At 57.8% G+C, this 16,888-nt stretch carries 12 protein-coding genes and 1 other RNA gene; 10 read left to right on the forward strand and 3 right to left on the reverse strand.

The window, feature by feature from the left end:
• Positions 1–272: 272 nt before the first annotated feature.
• Positions 273–2,096, forward strand: coding sequence for an FAD-dependent oxidoreductase (locus tag FJE54_RS06895; RefSeq protein WP_139651955.1), 1,824 nt, complete (start codon positions 273–275; stop codon positions 2,094–2,096).
• A gap of 279 nt (positions 2,097–2,375) precedes the next feature.
• On the opposite strand, the gene FJE54_RS06900 is transcribed toward FJE54_RS06895, so the two are convergent.
• Complete coding sequence (locus FJE54_RS06900) at positions 2,376–3,410, reverse strand: IS1595 family transposase (protein ID WP_139650786.1); 1,035 nt, start codon at positions 3,408–3,410, stop codon at positions 2,376–2,378.
• Between the two features lie 553 nt (positions 3,411–3,963).
• On the opposite strand from FJE54_RS06900, the gene FJE54_RS06905 reads away from it, so the two are divergent.
• On the forward strand, positions 3,964–4,173 hold the full coding sequence (locus FJE54_RS06905; protein ID WP_139651956.1) for a hypothetical protein: 210 nt from the start codon (positions 3,964–3,966) through the stop codon (positions 4,171–4,173).
• Positions 4,174–4,307: 134 nt separating this feature from the next.
• Here the strand turns inward: FJE54_RS06905 and FJE54_RS06910 are convergent, their stop codons facing one another.
• Positions 4,308–5,714 carry a response regulator transcription factor gene (locus FJE54_RS06910; RefSeq protein ID WP_139651957.1) on the reverse strand — a complete coding sequence of 469 codons (1,407 nt, stop codon included), beginning with the start codon at positions 5,712–5,714 and terminating at the stop codon, positions 4,308–4,310.
• Between the two features lie 305 nt (positions 5,715–6,019).
• Here FJE54_RS06910 and FJE54_RS06915 point away from each other — a divergent pair, with 305 nt between their 5' ends.
• From FJE54_RS06915 to recR, 7 genes are all read left to right on the forward strand, one after another.
• The gene (locus tag FJE54_RS06915) at positions 6,020–7,633 is read left to right on the forward strand and encodes an FAD-dependent oxidoreductase (RefSeq protein ID WP_139651958.1); all 1,614 of its coding nucleotides are present in this window, start codon (positions 6,020–6,022) and stop codon (positions 7,631–7,633) included.
• Positions 7,634–7,992: 359 nt separating this feature from the next.
• Positions 7,993–8,664 carry a DNA-3-methyladenine glycosylase family protein gene (locus FJE54_RS06920; protein WP_139651959.1) on the forward strand — a complete coding sequence of 224 codons (672 nt, stop codon included), beginning with the start codon at positions 7,993–7,995 and terminating at the stop codon, positions 8,662–8,664.
• A gap of 103 nt (positions 8,665–8,767) precedes the next feature.
• An RNA gene (gene ffs / locus FJE54_RS06925) (signal recognition particle sRNA small type) lies at positions 8,768–8,861 on the forward strand.
• A 42-nt stretch (positions 8,862–8,903) separates the two neighbouring features.
• Entirely contained in the window at positions 8,904–9,662 is a 759-nt protein-coding gene (locus FJE54_RS06930; RefSeq protein ID WP_139651960.1) for a DedA family protein, read from the forward strand.
• 66 nt (positions 9,663–9,728) lie between these two features.
• A complete protein-coding gene (gene dnaX, locus FJE54_RS06935) occupies positions 9,729–11,939 on the forward strand; it encodes a DNA polymerase III subunit gamma/tau (protein ID WP_139651961.1) in 2,211 nt (736 codons plus the stop codon).
• A gap of 47 nt (positions 11,940–11,986) precedes the next feature.
• A complete protein-coding gene (locus FJE54_RS06940) occupies positions 11,987–12,295 on the forward strand; it encodes a YbaB/EbfC family nucleoid-associated protein (RefSeq protein ID WP_139651962.1) in 309 nt (102 codons plus the stop codon).
• A 9-nt stretch (positions 12,296–12,304) separates the two neighbouring features.
• A complete protein-coding gene (gene recR / locus FJE54_RS06945) occupies positions 12,305–12,901 on the forward strand; it encodes a recombination mediator RecR (protein WP_139651963.1) in 597 nt (198 codons plus the stop codon).
• Between the two features lie 115 nt (positions 12,902–13,016).
• On the opposite strand, the gene FJE54_RS06950 is transcribed toward recR, so the two are convergent.
• Entirely contained in the window at positions 13,017–14,891 is a 1,875-nt protein-coding gene (locus FJE54_RS06950) for an FAD-binding protein (protein ID WP_180326613.1), read from the reverse strand.
• A gap of 325 nt (positions 14,892–15,216) precedes the next feature.
• Between FJE54_RS06950 and FJE54_RS06955 the strand changes: the two genes are divergently transcribed.
• Positions 15,217–16,701, forward strand: coding sequence for a helix-turn-helix transcriptional regulator (locus FJE54_RS06955; protein WP_180326614.1), 1,485 nt, complete (start codon positions 15,217–15,219; stop codon positions 16,699–16,701).
• Positions 16,702–16,888: the final 187 nt, after the last annotated feature.

Below are 16,888 nucleotides of genomic sequence, written 5' to 3' on the forward strand. Positions count from 1 at the left end.
GAAACACCTCGCTGTAGTGTCCGGCGGTCGCCTTCGTTTGCCGCCCATGGCGGATGTGCGCCGATAGGAGCTCGTTTCGCATTCTGCATTATAGAGGACTTCTTACGGGTTGAGCCGAAACGACCATCCCCCTGCTCGGGGGATTTTCCCGTGTGAGCGGCCCGTTTCCCCCTATCAACGGGATGACGGGTGCGTTTCAGCGGCGTAGGGTCGATACCTGAGCCGCACGCAGAGGCGTGCGTCGCAGGTTACTCGTTTCAGGAGGGAATCGCATGGAGGAAACTACAAAAAAGGGACTCTCGCGCCGTTCGTTTATCGGACTCGGCGGAGCTGCGCTCGCAGGCGCTGCCATGGCTGGCATGGCGGGCTGCGCACCGCAGGGCACAGCCGATACTGGAGCAGGCCAGACGGCTGCCGGGGGATCGGACGCTGCGGGCGGCATGCCCGTGGCAGACAGCGGTGCGTCGGCGGGCCCGGACGTCGCTGGGATGCACAGCTGGGAGATCGCTCCCGAGCCCATTGCGGCTGACAAGATCTCGGGCACGGAGGACTGCGACGTGCTCGTCATCGGTGCAGGCCTCGGCGGATGCTGCGCCAGCATTGCAGCGCTCGAAGAGGGTGCCGGCAAGGTGATCGTCATCGACAAGAACCCCGAGACGGTGGTTGCGCGTGGCGTCCATATCGCCGGATTCCACACAAAGGTGCAGCAGAAGCTCGTTGACGAAGGCCTCGTTGAAGAGCCCGATTACAACAACGTGGTGCGTCGCTGGATCAACTGGGCTCAGGGCCGCGTGAAGGAGCCGCTTTTGTGGGAATTCGCGCACAAGAGCGGTGCGTGCTTCGATTGGCTGTACGACCTGGCAACCAAGAAGAACCTCGAAGCGCTTTTGTGGGACGGCTACTACAAGGGTCCCGATTACACCGAATATCCGGTTACGCACATCTTCTACCAGGCAGATAAGTACGAGGAGACCGTGAACTTCACGTTCTATCAGGGCTCGGGCGTGGGCGATGTGTACGGCAACGCGGTGCTCGTGCCGGCTCTGTACGAGACCATTGCCGATCTGGGTGGCGAGATCCGTTGGGCAACGAAGAGCGAGCAGCTCGTCCGCGAGGGCGACGGCCCCGTCACCGGTGCCATCGTGTCTACCGGCAAAGACGAGTACACGCAGATCAACGCAAAATCGGTCATCATCGCTTCAGGCGACTACGCCGCCGACGACGAAATGTTCCAGTACTATTCGCCCATGACGGCCTACGCCATGGACGGCCGCTTCTACAACCCGCCCGACTGCGACACCGGCGATATGCACAAGCAGGCCATCTGGGCAGGCGGCGCTATGCAGAAATCCGAGCCGCATTCTGCCGTCATGCACCTCGACTTCGGTGCAGCGAGCTATGGCTTCTTGCACGTGAACTGGGAGGGCAAGCGTTTCAAGAACGAAGACGTGAACACTCAGTCCAAGAGCGTCACGAAGGCGCTGCAGACGCAGAAAGAAGCTTGGAGCATCTACGACTCGCACGGGCTTGAACAGGTGAAAGAGCAGATCGATGCCGGTCTTGGCGGCGGCTTGCAGTGGGGCCAGCTCACGCAGCCTGTGGGTGGCGAATACAACCTCGAAGCGCAGAAGATCGTGCTTGAGGGTGAGGTCGAAAGCGGTCAGACGTTGAAGGCCGATTCGCTTGAAGATCTTGCCAAGCAGATGGGCGTGCCCGCCGAAAACCTCATTGCCTCGGTTGATCGGTACAACGAGCTGTGCGATCTGGGCAAAGACCTCGACTACGGCAAGCGTCCCGAGGTCATGGGCAAGATCCTGGAGCCGCCGTTCTACGCTGGCAAGCTGGTGGCGAGCCTTCTCACCATGTGCGGCGGTCTGCGCACCAACCTCGAGTGCCAGGTGCTCGACGCCGAAGACCAGCCGATTGAGGGCCTGTACGTATGCGGTTCTGCCGCCGGCGAGTTCTTCGGCGCGGGCGACTATCCCACCTACGTGCCGGGCATCGGGCACGGGCGCTGCGTGACCTTCGGCCGTATTGCCGGCATCAACGCTGCCGGCGGCGATGCCGACGCGAAGATTCCGAGCCTCGACATCTAACAGTCCGATTGCGCTCGGACGAGCGCAAGGATGCATCGCCGCCTTCCCTCCCTTCGGGGCGATGCGCACGCAAGCGGCCGGTACTCAGGTGCCGGCCGCTTTGCGTATATGCGCTTGGGCTTACTTGTCGTGGCGGTACGCTGCCTTCCTGTTAGAGCCAACAGACCCCTGCCTTCAGCGCGCGAAAACCGCCGGGCAGTGGCATGCGGGACGCTTGGTGCCAGGCCCCAAGCCCTCAGCGCGCGAAAATCGACCTTTGGTAACAGATTTTTGGCTGTGTTAGACCACTGTTGACATATTCCAGTACTCTCCGAAGGGAAACGGAGTTGAAGGATAGTTCCTTCTGGTCGTCTCGTATGTTCCGCTTATGGCATTTGAGTACAGCACCTCACGACGGTCAGCATCGCTTTTCCTGAATTGCTCAACGTAGCAAAACCAGTCAAGGTAATGTTTAAGGCGCCTTGTGGAAACACCTTTGAACGGGAATAGGAAATCCCTCAAGCGTGAATGGAGAGCATTGACCATGTTGATCTTATACCCCTTACCCGATGATGTGCAATAACGCCTATGCCCCGCACCGATCGATGCCAAGGCTTTGGGGTAAGCTGCATCCCAGTCACTTGATACGATGGCCCCTTTTTCGACCTTGCCCTTTAGGAGCGCCTCGATATCTTCGATGCTCGATTTGCCCCGACAGCACACCTCGCAGAAGCAGTCTCCCCGGTCACTGATGCCGGTTAAGATGCTGATCCTTTCCCTGGACGACCCCGAAACATGTATGGCGTTCCCCCGCTTATGGGGTTTTCTCGGTAGCGAAACAGACCCTGATCTGGTCCAGTTCCCCGAGAGATTCTCATTGACTATGGTTTCATCGATCTGGCAGGCTGACCCTTTCCCGACACGAAAAGGCATGAGTCTTTTCGCCATCACCTCACAAAGGCGGTGGCGCATGAACCAGGCGGTGGAAAGGCAGGTATTGCAACGCTTGGCAGACTCCCGAAGACTCAATGCATCCACCATGCATGCGGCAAAGCTCATCCACGCCCCTCCGCTGAGCTTCGAGTTTGCCAGCAGTCCTTTGGTCGCACCGGAAAAGGTCCGCGCACAGCCGCCGCAAAGCCATCGTTGTTCTCTTGAGCGGCCATGGCCCTTCTTGGTGAAGCGCGCACAGCCGCAGTGCGGACAAACGGAAGGTCCGTTGCCTTCAGAGCTAACGATCAGCTCTTCGGCAATGGCTTCTTTTAGGTGGGCGAGCATCTCGATTTTCTCAGCGCGGGTTAGCTGGGGCAAAAGTTGGTGTAGAATCTCAAGCATAGGCTCTTCTCCTTACTGGTCGTCTGATAACTTTCAGTATAGTTGGAGAGCCTTTTTGGTACAAGTGTTCTTGTCAACAGTGGTCTAACACAGCCAGATTTTTGCGACTTGTGTACGCTTGCGACCAACCTCTGCATAAGCGGTCTTCTGTCATCAGGGCTTACTTTTCGCGCGCGCGACGGTAAGCGGGTTTTCGTCCCGGTTCGACCCTTTGTGGCGTTCGAATCGCTGGTTTTGCATGCACAAGTCGCAAAAATCTGTTACCAGAGGCGTTCTTTTCTGTCCGGGTTAGTTTCGGGGGTGGTGGTTGAGTTCGAGCGATGGGAAGTCTCCCGCGGATTCGAAGCGGTACCGTTCGCTTTGCAGTGGAACCGCGGCGCTGTCATGCGATTGTCGCTAGACCGATACGGTGCGTTCATTGAATGCTCTCGCAGTATGGTCGATACTTACCTAAACGGGACATGCCGGATTCTTCCGGCGAGCATATCGAGGAAAGGACGCTATCATGCATGCGACTTTGGAAGCTATTCATAGAACAAACAGGCAACCGGGTTTGGAGGTCGACGACACCGAATCGGCCGACGCGATCGAAGAGGCGGCAGACGAGTTGTCGACGGGTGCGGGTGCCGAGGAGACCGAATCGAAGCGGGACGAGCCTACCGACGAAGAGATCGACGAGGCGATTGTTGCGCTGGAAGAGCGTGCCGAGGAGATTTCGCGTGGCGATAATGCCGATATTCAGCTCGAGGTGGACCCCGAGTAGTTCAGGGTCGAAGCCGTTTCGGACGGCTAGGCCGAACGGACGGCACCCTTCGCAAAGCAGCAGGAAGCAAACGGACGCAAGCCGTATGGGGTTGCGTCCGCTTCTGCATGGCGGCTTATGCGGCCGAGCATCCGTCACAGCTCCCGCACCATCTCGACGATTTCTTCCCGAGCATGTACATCGAGTTTGGCGTAGATGTGCCTGATGTGACTTTTCGCGGTGCCATTCGAGATGAAAAGCGCTTCCTCGACTTCGGCGATGCTTTTGTCTTGCGCAAGCAGGACGAGCACCTCTTCTTCCCGCTGCGTCAAGCCAAACCGATGGGCGATAATCGAGCATTTTCCTTGTAGCGTTTCGAAAAACTCCTCGACGGTATCGCTTTTCTTTGCGGGAAGCGGGTTGATGCCCCAGGTACTAGTAAAATCTTTATCGGAGAGGAAAAACATCGCGCACGTCGCGATAAGCACGATCGTGCATGCCCCGAGCACTGCTTTGTCGTTGAAACCTAGTGACGTGGCCCAAGAGTATCCGTATGCGGCGGCGATGCTTGCCAGTACGCGAAATGCGCGTGTTAAGCCAAACAACCAAATGGCGGTGACGCCGTAGGTGTAAGAGATGTTGCTGAGTACGATGAGCGTGAGGATGACGAATCCCGAAAATCCAGCGTTGATCAATATGTTGCCGATTCCGTCGAAACCGGTGAAGAACGAGATGAGCAGAAACCCGGCGATCATGAGCGGCGGCGTAACTTTGTAGAGCAAGCGGGCATCGAACCTGTCGAACAGAAACACATTGCATACGAGCACGACTGCCGCAATCAGCAGCATGCCGAGCATGCCCACGTCGTTCGAATCGAAACTCATCGATCTGCTCAGCGTCGAGGCGAATGCGTACACCGCAAGGAGGATGGAGGGCCGTATGGGAAACGTCCAGTGGGACTGGGCGCTTTCCTTCACCTCCTCCGCCTGGTTGGGTAGGAGTCGTACGCTTAATGAAAACATCACCATCGAAACGACGGGCAGAAGCGCGATGGAGGCCATCTGCCACAACGAATCGAGCAACGAGACGGCATAGAACAAAACGGCTGCGAGCACGAAGGAACTCGAATAGAAAATGCTCGCATCCCTTCGGGGGAGGCTCGCGTACAGTTCGCTCCAGAGCAATATGAGCAGCGATGTGCCCGCGCCGACGAGCGCATTGCCGATCACGAACAGAAGGGCCTCGGCTGGAGCGCCGAGCGGGGCGAGCGAGGCGATGACGGTTCCGAGAAACGAGCTGGCACCAGCCGTCCATACAAATCCCTTCTTGGTGGAAATGGGAGCGATTCTCCGTGCGAATAAGGCTGCAAGCGTCAAGCAGATAAGATTGGCGAAATTAGACAGGATGAGCGAATCGAGCGCTCGGTCGGACGTCTCGAATACGCTCGTCGAGAAATGGATGGTGAAGAGCCAGGCGAGGTACACGCCCACGCCGAGAAACCGCAAAGGAAACAAACCTGCCTTTGACAAAATGAGATCCCTGTCCGTTGAAGTGCTTTCCATGACATCCCTTTCCCTACCCGCAAGCGATTATAGCAAGCCAGGCGGCGCGCGTCGTACCGAATGGCAGGGCAACCTTGTGTGGGGTTGCAAAAGCGCTTGGCTGATCAGCTAAAACGATGGGGGATGATAAATATCATCCCTCGAAAGCCGATGATCACCCACGTTCTCTTCTCGTGAAACCGGGCGGTTCGTCCCACAATGGCGCTGCCGATCGCCCGAGCGAAGCCGAAAGTGGCGTCTGCGGGCGAATGGCACGAAAGCATACGGGTTCGCGGTAGGAACCCAAGAACGAAAGGGGAACGATTATGGGAAGTGTCGACACAGCGCACATGAGCCGCCGTGGTTTTCTGGCGCTCGGAACAACGGCTGCGGCGACAGTCGCAGCGGCATCGCTTGCGGGATGCTCGCCTTCGGGCGAGGCGAAGGCGGACGCAGCAAAGGGAAGCGGAGCCATCGACGGCATGGCCGTGTACGCCGATGGACGAGTGAGTGCACCAGAGCTCGAAAGCTCGGTTGCCGTAGCGGAGCCTATCACCGAGTATGCTGAGGAATTGAGCTTCGACGTGGTGGTTGTGGGGGCTGGAACCACGGGTATTCCTGCCGCTTTAGCTGCCCACGAAGCGGGCGCTAAGGTAGCGGTGCTCCAGAAAGAGGCAAACCCTGTGGCGCAGGGCATGCTTGCCGCACGGGTTGTCAAGGGGCAGAGTGCGGAGGCGGGCATTGCAGCCTACATCCACGAAATGCACGAGCTCAATGCCCATCAACCCGATATGGCACTGCTCAAAGAGTTCGCCGATACTTCGGAAGAGGTTCTCGATTGGTATGAAGCTAAGCTTGCCGAAATCGGCTTCGATGCGTGCAAGGAAAGCGATTCGATGGATCATGTGTACGAAGACGGCAACTGCTACGTGCAAGGTCTGCTGTTTTCTGACAGCATGCAGGCTCCGACGACGGCGCTTGCCGAGCAAGCGGCCAAAGACGGCGTCGAATTCTTTTACAACACCCCAGCGGTGCAGCTTGCGGTCGAAGACGGAAAAGTGACGGGCGTCATCGGTTTTGCGGAAGACGGGGCATACAAAAAATTTTCTGCCGCAAAAGGCGTGATTCTCGCGACGGGAGATTTTCAGAACAACGATGCCATGCTCGCTAAATACGTTCCCGATGCGCTCGTGTTCAACCGCAAACAGATCAACAAGACGGGCGACGGCCACCTGATCGGACTGTTGGCGGGAGCCGTTATGGAGCCCGGCGGCCACAGCAAGATGATCCACGGCGGCAAAGGGTGTTTTCGCGAAGAGCCTCTTTTGGCTGTTAACGTCAATGGAGAACGGTTTATGTACGAAGACGTTCCTTACGGTGCGCGCAATACGATCCTGCGCGATCAGCCGGAGCATCGCATGGTGACCTTGTTCGATGCGAATTATTCCGACCAGATATACAGTTGGGGAAGCGATCCGACGGTGCCGACCGTGGCGAACGGTACTCCCGAGAAGATCGCCGCATTCGTAGAGGACGGCACGCTTCTGCAGGCTGACAGCATCGAGGAGCTTGCGCAGGCTGCAGGCTTGCCGGTCGAGGCGACCGTCGCGACGGTCGAACGCTACAACGAGCTATGCGAATTGGGGGTCGATCTCGATTTCGGGAAGGCATCCAAGTACATGAAGCCCGTCGATACCCCGCCGTTTTACGCCATGCCGCGCGAATACGCCGTTTCGGCTATTCCCGCTGGCTTGTTGGTCGACGTAAACGGCCAGTGCAAGAATGCCGAGGGCGAACCCATCGAGGGTTTGTTTGCGGCGGGCAACTGCTCGGGACCGTTCTACGGAGCGATCGATTATTCGCTTTCTACGATGGGTCTTTCGGTGGGCAGGTGCATCGTATTCGGGTATTTGACGGGCACGCATGTAGCGTCTGTCTGATGGATCTATCGACGCGAAAAAGCTGAAACTCAAAGAACTTGTGCCGTTGCGCCTGCGTACCGTGCGGGCGCAACGGCTGTTTTACGGTTGCTTCTCGGCCAAAGTGTCGAAGTGCTCCTATAGTATAAAAACAGCATCGATTGTATTTTTGCGACCACGCAATGAGGCTCTAAACGTGAAAAACTGCGATTTTTCACGTTTAGGATTGCTTTCGAGCTTACAAATAAAGGAATGCACGAATTCGACCTGGATCTACCCATGGCATAACCCGTACCTTCTGCATGTGCGGCGAATTCGTGTACAATAGCCTCGGATACGGACGTACGTTCTATACTGCGTTCTCGATCGGAGGCGAGTGCATGGAGAAACGCTACTTCGAATACGGCGACGAGGAAATCGCCTACCTCAAAGCAAAGGACAAGCGCCTTGCCGAGGTGATCGAGAAGCTCGGCCACCTTGAACGAGAGGTGCATGCCGACTTGTTCCCAGCGCTCATCGACTCCATCGTGGCGCAGCAGATATCGGGCAAGGCGGCGGCTACGGTAATGGGCCGCATAGTCGAGGGCCTCGGCGAAATCACGCCTGAGCGCATCGCTGCGGCCTCGGTCGACGAGTTGCAGCAGTACGGCATGTCGTTTTCGAAGGCCCGCTATATCCATAACGCAGGTGAGAAGGTGGCGGGAGGCGAACTCGACCTCGAAGCACTGCGCGAGTTGCCCGACGATGAGGTGTGCCGCGAACTCTGCGCGTTCGACGGCATCGGCGTATGGACGGCCGAGATGCTCATGATCTTCTCCCTGCAACGCAAAGACGTGCTGAGCTTCGGCGATTTCGGTATCCACAAGGGGATGCGCATGGTGCACCATCATCGCCGTATACCCCGCGATCTCTTCGAGAAATACCGCCGCCGGTATGCGCCGTACAACAGCATTGCGAGCCTGTACTTCTGGGAAGTCGCGAACGGCACCGTCGAAGGCATGAAGGACTACGCGCCGAAGAAGAAACCTAAGAAGAGTTCCAAAGTGCTCTAACGGGTGCTCCGGGGTCTGTGTGAATTTGGTTGCTTCACGCGTTAGGCTCTCGGGGCAAGCCGTGCGTTCGTCTATACTGGTTTGGTTCAAGATCGAGTATCTCGAATGGGCTAGGGCGGCGCCATGTTCTGAACCTGGTCAGGTCCGGAAGGAAGCAGCCATAAGGGACCGCTGACGAGCGCCCTCGCCTATTCGAGATACTTGCACGTTTACGGGTACGCGCGACGCGATAGGCTTCAATGGAAATCATCCAGTTCTTCATCGATCTGCTCCAAGATCCCCGCAGCTTCATCGCGGGGTGGATCAGCACCCTCGGCCCCTTGGGGGCGTACGGACCCATCTTTCTCATCATCTTCATCGAAACCGGCGTGGTCATCATGCCGTTTCTGCCGGGCGATTCGCTCTTGTTCACGGCAGGCTTCTTCGCGGCTGACGGGGGAGGTCTCAACCTAGCCATCCTGCTTCCCGTCGTGTGGGTGGCGGCCATCGTGGGCGATCAGTGCAACTACTGGATCGGACGCGAATTCGGCAAGCGCATCATCGATTCGGGCAGGGTGAAATCGATGACGCCCGAGCGCATCGAGAAGACGGAGGGCCTGATCGACAAGTACGGGCCGCTTGCGATCTTCCTCGGGCGCTTCTTCCCGTTCATCCGTACGTTCGTGCCGTTTTTCGCGGGATTCGGGCACATGCACTACCGCAAGTTCCTCTTCTTCAACGTGCTCGGTGGCGTTGTCTGGTCGACGGTGTTCGTGCTGCTCGGGTTCTTCTTCGGTGGCATCCCGGTTGTCCAGGAGCACTTCGAACTCGTGATCGTGGCTATCGTGGCCATATCGCTCATCCCTGCGGTCGGCGGCGTGATCAAGGCGAAATTCGGGAAGAAGCCCGCTTCCGAGAACGGTACCGCCCTAACGGACGAGGGCAGCGTTTCGGCTGCGACTCAGGGCGGGGCCGTGCCTGCGCCTGAGGCGGATGCACGGATTGCCGAAGAGCAGTAAACTACAAAAACGGGGCCCACGAAGGGCCGATGTCGTACATATGCGAGGGTAGGAAAAGGCGATAGCATGGCAGAAGCGCTGTACAGGAAATACCGCCCCCAGATCTTCGAGGATGTGGTGGGCCAAGAGCATATCGAACGCACGATCAAAAACGCGATCGAACAGGACAAGGTGAGCCATGCCTACCTGTTCACCGGTCCGCGCGGAACCGGCAAGACCACGACGGCCCGCCTGCTCGCCAAGGCGCTTCTGTGCGACAAGGGTCCTACGGCCGAGCCTGATGGCACGTGCGATAACTGCCTTGAGATAGCCAACGGAACGCATCCGGACGTGTACGAGCTCGACGCGGCGAGCCGTACGGGTGTCGAGAACGTGCGCGAGGAAATCATCGGGCGCGTGCAGTTCGCGCCGACGCGCGGGCGCTCCAAGGTCTACATCATCGACGAGGTCCACATGCTCTCGACCGCGGCGTTCAACGCGCTTTTGAAGACGCTCGAAGAGCCTCCGAGCCACGTGGTGTTCATCCTGTGCACGACCGATCCGCAGAAGGTTCCCGAGACCATTCACTCGCGTTGCCAGCGCTTCGACTTCCGCCGTATTTCGTCGGAGGCAATCGTATCGCGGCTCGGCGCCATCTGCGTGGCCGAAGACGTCGAATTCGAGGGCGATGCGCTCGATCTCATCGCGTATCGTGCCGAGGGCGGGATGCGTAACGCGCTCACGTCGCTTGAGCAGGTCATTGCGTTCGGCGAAGGGAAGGTCACGCTTGCAAACGCGGAGCGGCTCCTCGGTTCGCTCGATACGAACGACATGGCTGAAATCGTGCGGTTTATCGGCTCGCGCGACATCGCGTCGTGCTTCACCTGGACTTCCGAGTACATCGAAACCGGTGCCGATTTAGCGCAGTTCACGCGCGATTTAGCCGAGCACATCCGCAACATGTATGTGCTTGCGCTTGCGGGCACCGATACGGTGCTCGAGGTGAGCGAGGCGACCCGCCGTGAGCTCGTGAGCGAGATGGAGCTGTTCGGCCCCGATCGTTTGGCTCGCTTGCTCGGGGTCCTCGGCGATCTATCGGCCGAGCTGCGTACATCCACGAACCCGCGCCTTTCGTTCGAGATCGCGCTTACGCGCATGGTGCGCCCCGATTCCGATTTGACGCTCGAATCACTCGCCGAGCGCATCGAGGCGCTCGAATCGGGCTATTCGGCGGTGTCGCATGTGGTAGCGGCCTCGCCGCAAGCTCAGCCCAGCGCTACAGCCGCTCAGCAAGTAGCGCCTGCTCAGCAGCATACTGCACCCGCAGCGCAGCCTGCTGCGTCCGTGCAAGCATCCGGGGCGGGCGATGCGCACTCAGCCGCTCCCGCATTCGATCCCGCCGCTGAGGACTCGGTGCCCGAACCCGTTATCGAGCGGCAGCCATCCACCTCGGTGCCGCCGTCTGCGCAGGCAGACGTCACGGCGGCGCAACCCGCGGGTGCGGTTGGCGGCTTTGACAATCCAGCAGCGTTGCAGCGTATCTGGCAGGCTGCGCTTTCCTCCATCAAGAAGGCGAAGGCTGCGTACGGCGTGCTCTTCCTCAACACGAAGGCGATCCACGATGCGGAGCGCGGCGGTATCGTCATCGAGTTCCCGCCCGAAAACGCGTTTGCGTTCAACGCGGTGCAGAAGCCCGAGGTATTCGAGGTGGTGAAGGCATCGCTTTCGCAAGCTGCCGGAGCCGACATCCCGTTCAGGTACGCGCAGGGTGGGGGAGCAGCGGTCCCGTCCGGTACCGCCTCGCCGGCCCAATCCGCCGCTCAATCGGTTGTCGCGGCGCCTCAGGCAGCTGCCGTGCAACGCGAGGCGTCCCCGGCTGCGTCGCAGTCCGTGCCGACGCAGGCGCAGCCCGCACAAAGCGTGCCTTCGCCGAGCGATGCGGACCGCTCGGAGCCTTCCGCATACGCTGCACCCGACGATGACAGGCCTCCGCTCGACGCGTACGATAGCATGTACGTGCCATCCGAAGCCGATGACCCCTACGCGCCTGCTCCCGCGTCGTCGGGCATGCATTCGGCGGCGTCTCCGGTGGCAGATTCGCCCGTTTCGCAGCAGGCAGATGCACCGTCGTCCCCGGCTGCCTCGTCGCACACGCAGCCCGCATCGGCCGATCGGTCAGCGCCTGCCTCCCAGCCCTCATCGGTCGGCGAGCCCGTCTCGGCTGCCGACGCGAGCGATATCGAATCGATTCTCGCGGCAGGGTTCGGCGACGGCATCACGTTTGAAGAAGTTGAATAGCCCGGCTTCGCAGCCGGTGGCATACGTTACAGACAAGGAGAAGCGCCATGGATATGAAGAAGATGATGAAGCAAGCGCAGAAAATGCAGATGGAGCTTGCACGCGCCCAGGAGGAGATCAAGGATATGACCTTCGAGGCTACCGCTGGCGGCGGCATGGTGAAGGCGGTCGCGCTCGGCGATATGACCATCCAGAGCATTACAATCGACAAGGATGCGGTTGATCCCGAGGATGTCGAGATGCTCGAGGATATGGTGCTTGCGGCTGTAAACGAGGCGCTGCGCGGCGTGAGCGACGAAAGCTCCTCGCGTCTCAATTCCGTTACCGGGGGCATGAACATCCCCGGCTTGATGTAAGGCTTATCCGTGAACGCTGCGCCATCGATACAGACGCTGCTCGACGAACTCGAGCGCTTGCCGGGCGTCGGTCCGAAATCGGCGCAGCGCATCGCGTATTGGATTCTCAACACCGACAAGGCGACCGCCCTGCGGCTTTCCGAAGCCATCGCCGAGGTGAAGGAGACCGTGCATTTCTGTAAGCGCTGCTTCAATTACGCCGAGGACGAGCTGTGCGACGTGTGCGCCTCGCCCAAGCGCGATCAGGGAATCGTCTGTGTGGTGAGCGAACCGCGCGACATTCCGCCCATCGAGCGGACGGCGGCGTTTTCGGGAACGTACCACGTGCTCGGCGGTGCGCTGTCCCCCATGGAGGGCGTCGGCCCCGACGATCTCCATATTGCCGCACTGCTGTCGCGCTTGGCAACAGAGGACATAACCGAAGTGCTGCTTGCCACCAATCCCAACGTCGAAGGCGAGACGACGGCAGCCTACCTCGCGCGCCTCATCAAGCCCATGGGCATCAAGGTCACGCGTTTAGCGAGCGGCCTGCCCGTCGGCGGCGACCTCGAATTTGCCGACGAAGTCACGCTCGGTCGCGCCATCGAGAGCAGGCGCGTGCTGTAGGCGGGACTCCGAATCTTGTGATGTGTTCGGATGAATCGCACACGTACGCGCACCGTCGACACACATGATCGCCTCTCGACGGTGCGCTTGTTTTTGCTCGACCGATATTGTTTCTTTACAACTCTGCCGACATGGTCTCGCCAGCTATGAGGCCGTAGGCGATAGCCTGCGTTAACCCGATGCGGTACATGGCACCGTCCCGATTCTCTACGGAGCCAACCACGTCTCCTGCGGCGTACAGGCCCGCAATCGGCGTACCGTCCTCTTTTTGGACGTGGCATGCGGGATCTACCTTGAGACCCCCCTGTGCGATGTAGGGTGTCGGCGTGACCTTGATGGCGTACATGTTTCCGTCGAGCAACATGGCGCGCAGCTTCTCGTTTCCGAACTCATCGACGGCACCGTTACGTGCGCATTCGTTAACTGCATCGAGCGTAGCCGTTAAATCGGGAAGATTGAGTTTTTCGGCAAGTTCCTGATAGTTTCCAGCCTCTGTCGCGTCTCCTGTTTCGAGTAGGAAGGTGTAGTCGAGGCGGTACGAATTTCCTGAAGGAACCATGCCTTGGCGCGAAACCTCGTCGAATACCCAGTAAAAATCTGTTGTCGGCTGGTCCTTGAATACGCGAAGAGCCTGCTTGTACTCCATGTTTTCGCTGACAAACCGCGCTCCCGATCCGTTTACCACAACGCCGGGGCAGACGTAGTGGATATACGATATCTCGGCGTGCGAAACGGCTCCAGAATAATGGCTCGTAACTCCTTGATCCATGGTCTCAAGGGCAGCTCCCGCTTCTTGGCCGAGAAGGAGGCCGTCTCCCGTAGCCCACGGTGGTCCCATGAGCGGAAACTTAAGTTCGTCCGGTTGGTACTGCTCCATGAGTTCGTTGTTGCTGATGTAGCCGCCACTCGCGAGCATGACTGCCTTTGAGGCGATATGATATACCGTGCCGTCGGCGCCTTTCGCAACAAGCCCTGTAACAGCTCCCTCGTTCGTGACGAGTTCGGTTACGGGTGCTTCAGTGATAATTTCGACGCCCAGTTGGTAGGTGAGGTAATTCTTTACGATGTCGAGACAAAATTTACCGCCGATCGAAAAAGCGCCTGGCGCCAGTTGGGGAGCAGGCCAGTCGCTGATGGGGCAGAATCCGACGCCGATGTTAATCATCATATCGGTCGCATCTCTCGCAGCGTCAAACATAGGGGTTATGAATGGCATGTCCGGATTGTAATACGGATTGTCTGGTTCGATTCTGCCCTCGCGATACGATTGAAGCTGGGCCTCAACCGAGCTCCATGCTTCGAAAATCTGCTCGGTGCCCCAGGCTTTTTGGATGATGGTATCCTGTGCGTTCCATGCAGTACTCGTTATCGGCATGCAGCCGCCAACGTAGGGCATTTTTTCGAACACCATAACGCTCTTGCCGTTTTCGGCGAGCTTCCATGCTGCCATAAGACCAGCCATACCAGCTCCCATGATGGCAACATCGCATTCTCGCTCGACATCGGCTTCTTTCGGCTCGGGAGATTGGTAGCCTTTGAAATTGCCAGGATCGCCGCCTGCTAGAGTTATCGCTTCCGAAACGGCGTTTTGAATAGCCATGCTCGTAAGCGTTGCTCCGGTGACGCAATCGACATCGATGCACTGGCTGTCGAGGATGCGCTGCGGCATGGAGTTTATAGCCGCCTCGCCGATGACGTAGCTTTCGCGGTTGTTGAGCACGGTCACCTCGGATATGGCACCGTCGGCAATGACTGTTTTTACGTTGATGGGGCCATGCATGCTGATTGCTTTGGTGAGGTAAACGCCGTCGGTAAACTCTTCGGGTATCGTAGGGGAATTGGTTTTCTCAGCGTTGTCGGTGCTTGTATTCGGTTGTGCGCTGCATCCGGAAAATAGTCCTGCTGCGGCAAGTCCCGCTGTTCCCGCTGCTGCCCCGACGATAAAGCTCCGGCGGCTCATTTCATTTTGCTGTATACGGTTCTCTCCCATGGTTTTCCAATCCGCCATTTTATGATGGCTTTTCATGCGGGATCGGCATGGAGCCGATCCTCCCTACCGTTTCGTCGTGCTCGATGCGAACGGCGCCTATTTCGCATGACGAATCCGACGCATTGACTGTAGTTGAGCCCGCACCAGAAAAAGGCCAACATCCTGATGAAAAGCTTGGTAGCGCGAGTAGCATGTTTGGTATTTCTTTGGTAGATAATTTCTGACCAGCGGTTTTCCGAAACGCACCGCACACTGTGGAGGAGTCATTAAGCAAGGGACGATATAATGGGAGTGGGCATGGGGCATGTTACGCAACGTGTGCAACGTGAGAGGCGATTGGGCGATGTCGCGTTTGGGTCACAAAAAACTCGAGTCGAATGAAGGCGAAGCCGGTAAGAGAAGCCAAGAGTTGGCTGCGGGAAAACCAATTTTTTACCGCATGCTTCTTATTATGCTCGGATTCGGGTTGTTTCGCGGATGGAGCGTCATCGGTGGCTCTCCAACGCTTTTCGTTCCTTCGGGCAGCATTGCTGTTTTCGCTGAAGCGAATGCGGGGCTTTGGGAGGACATCGTGTATGCCGTAATTCTTGTGGCGATCGGTGTCGCGGCTCAGAAATCAGCTCGGTTCAGTCGTGAGAAGTTGATGGTCGTCAGTTGTACGGTAGTGTGTCTGGGGACGGCGTTGTTCGTTTTCTCGTACGTTACCGACGATGCCCCGCTTCTTTTGCCGATGGCAGGAAGGGTGCTGTTCGCGGCTGCTGCATGCATTGCGATGCTTTGGGGCGAGCAGCTCTGCTATGTGGGAATCAAGGAATCCCTGATTTGCATTTCAGGAGCGTACGCGTTTTCGTATGTCATGGCTCTTGCGGGGACGGGTTTCTCGAAGGAAGCAGTTGCCGTTTTGCAAGTTGCACTTCCTGTAGCATCGCTCGCGCTATGGTTTTTGGTGCGAAAATCGTACCCTCGCGAACGGCTCGTGGCTATCGAAAGCGGGCGGGATGGTTCTTTGCGTGCAGCACCGTACCGTGTGTTTTTGGGAATAGGTATTTTTGGAGCGATCCTGTTGTTGGCGAACGGTCTGTCGGAGGGAAAGACGTCGGTCCCAGACGAATTGCTCACGCTTGTGGTTGGTCTGGCAACCTCTCTCGTTATACTCGGCATTGCACGTCTCTATCGACATCCTATCGATTTTACGCTTGTGTTCCGCTTGATGCTGCCTATTATCGTTGTCTGCATATTCCTCGTCTTTTTCATCGAAGCCGACCAGCAACCGTACGAAGTAGCTTTCATCGGTTTCAGCTGGACGTTTTTTATCGTTTTCGCCTGGGAGCTTTGGCGGATCGCTGCTTCTCGAACGGCTTTGTCACCTCTTGCCGTTTTTTCTTTTGGATCCGCTTTCCTCTCAGTGAGCACGCTTATAGGGAGTGGGATTCAGTTGATTGCTGGGGTAGCGGGTGCGAGCAGTCTCGTCGTCGTTGCCGTCATCTGCATCGTCTCGGTGCTCGTTTCGTCTTTCCTCCTCAACGATCAGAAAGTTCGCGAAATCGTTCAGGGAAAAAGCGCGTTTCTTGATAGAGACGATGAATCCGCATGTCGGCTCTGCGTTGATAAGGCGTCTGCGACAATCAAGCTCACTGAACGCGAGCAGGAGATCGCGTTGCGGGTTTTGCAGGGGAAGGATAACGCACTCGTGGCCTCAGAGCTATTTATAACGACCGCAACCCTCTATACTCATTTGAGGAACATCTACAAGAAAGCAGATGTGCATAGCAAGCAAGAGTTCATTGCGTTTCTTCGGTCGTTCGCGTGATGCGTACGAATATTTTGCTCACCATGAGCGAGCGGCAGGTTTTCAAACAAATCGGGCGGTGAATGCTCACCGCCCCTGAAAGCGCTTCGGCAAAGATGAAAGATCCTGCCCCCTCCAAAAAACAGAATCTTTATCTTTGCCGAAGCTCGTTGAAGTGTTTACCTTCTGTAACGCATCCGTAATTATA

Origin of the sequence: Raoultibacter phocaeensis (assembly GCF_901411515.1) — a bacterium.
Classification (GTDB): Bacteria; Actinomycetota; Coriobacteriia; order Coriobacteriales; family Eggerthellaceae; genus Raoultibacter; species Raoultibacter phocaeensis.

Excerpts from the sequence above, each read along its gene's own strand:
- FJE54_RS06895 (WP_139651955.1), top strand. The coding sequence starts at position 273 with ATGGAGGAAACTACAAAAAAGGGACTCTCGCGCCGTTCGTTTATCGGA.
- FJE54_RS06930 (WP_139651960.1), top strand. The coding sequence starts at position 8,904 with ATGGAAATCATCCAGTTCTTCATCGATCTGCTCCAAGATCCCCGCAGC.
- dnaX (WP_139651961.1), top strand. The coding sequence starts at position 9,729 with ATGGCAGAAGCGCTGTACAGGAAATACCGCCCCCAGATCTTCGAGGAT.
- FJE54_RS06900 (WP_139650786.1), bottom strand. The coding sequence starts at position 3,410 with ATGCTTGAGATTCTACACCAACTTTTGCCCCAGCTAACCCGCGCTGAG.
- FJE54_RS06940 (WP_139651962.1), top strand. The coding sequence starts at position 11,987 with ATGGATATGAAGAAGATGATGAAGCAAGCGCAGAAAATGCAGATGGAG.
- FJE54_RS06915 (WP_139651958.1), top strand. The coding sequence starts at position 6,020 with ATGGGAAGTGTCGACACAGCGCACATGAGCCGCCGTGGTTTTCTGGCG.
- FJE54_RS06910 (WP_139651957.1), bottom strand. The coding sequence starts at position 5,714 with ATGGAAAGCACTTCAACGGACAGGGATCTCATTTTGTCAAAGGCAGGT.
- FJE54_RS06920 (WP_139651959.1), top strand. The coding sequence starts at position 7,993 with ATGGAGAAACGCTACTTCGAATACGGCGACGAGGAAATCGCCTACCTC.
- FJE54_RS06950 (WP_180326613.1), bottom strand. The coding sequence starts at position 14,891 with ATGGGAGAGAACCGTATACAGCAAAATGAAATGAGCCGCCGGAGCTTT.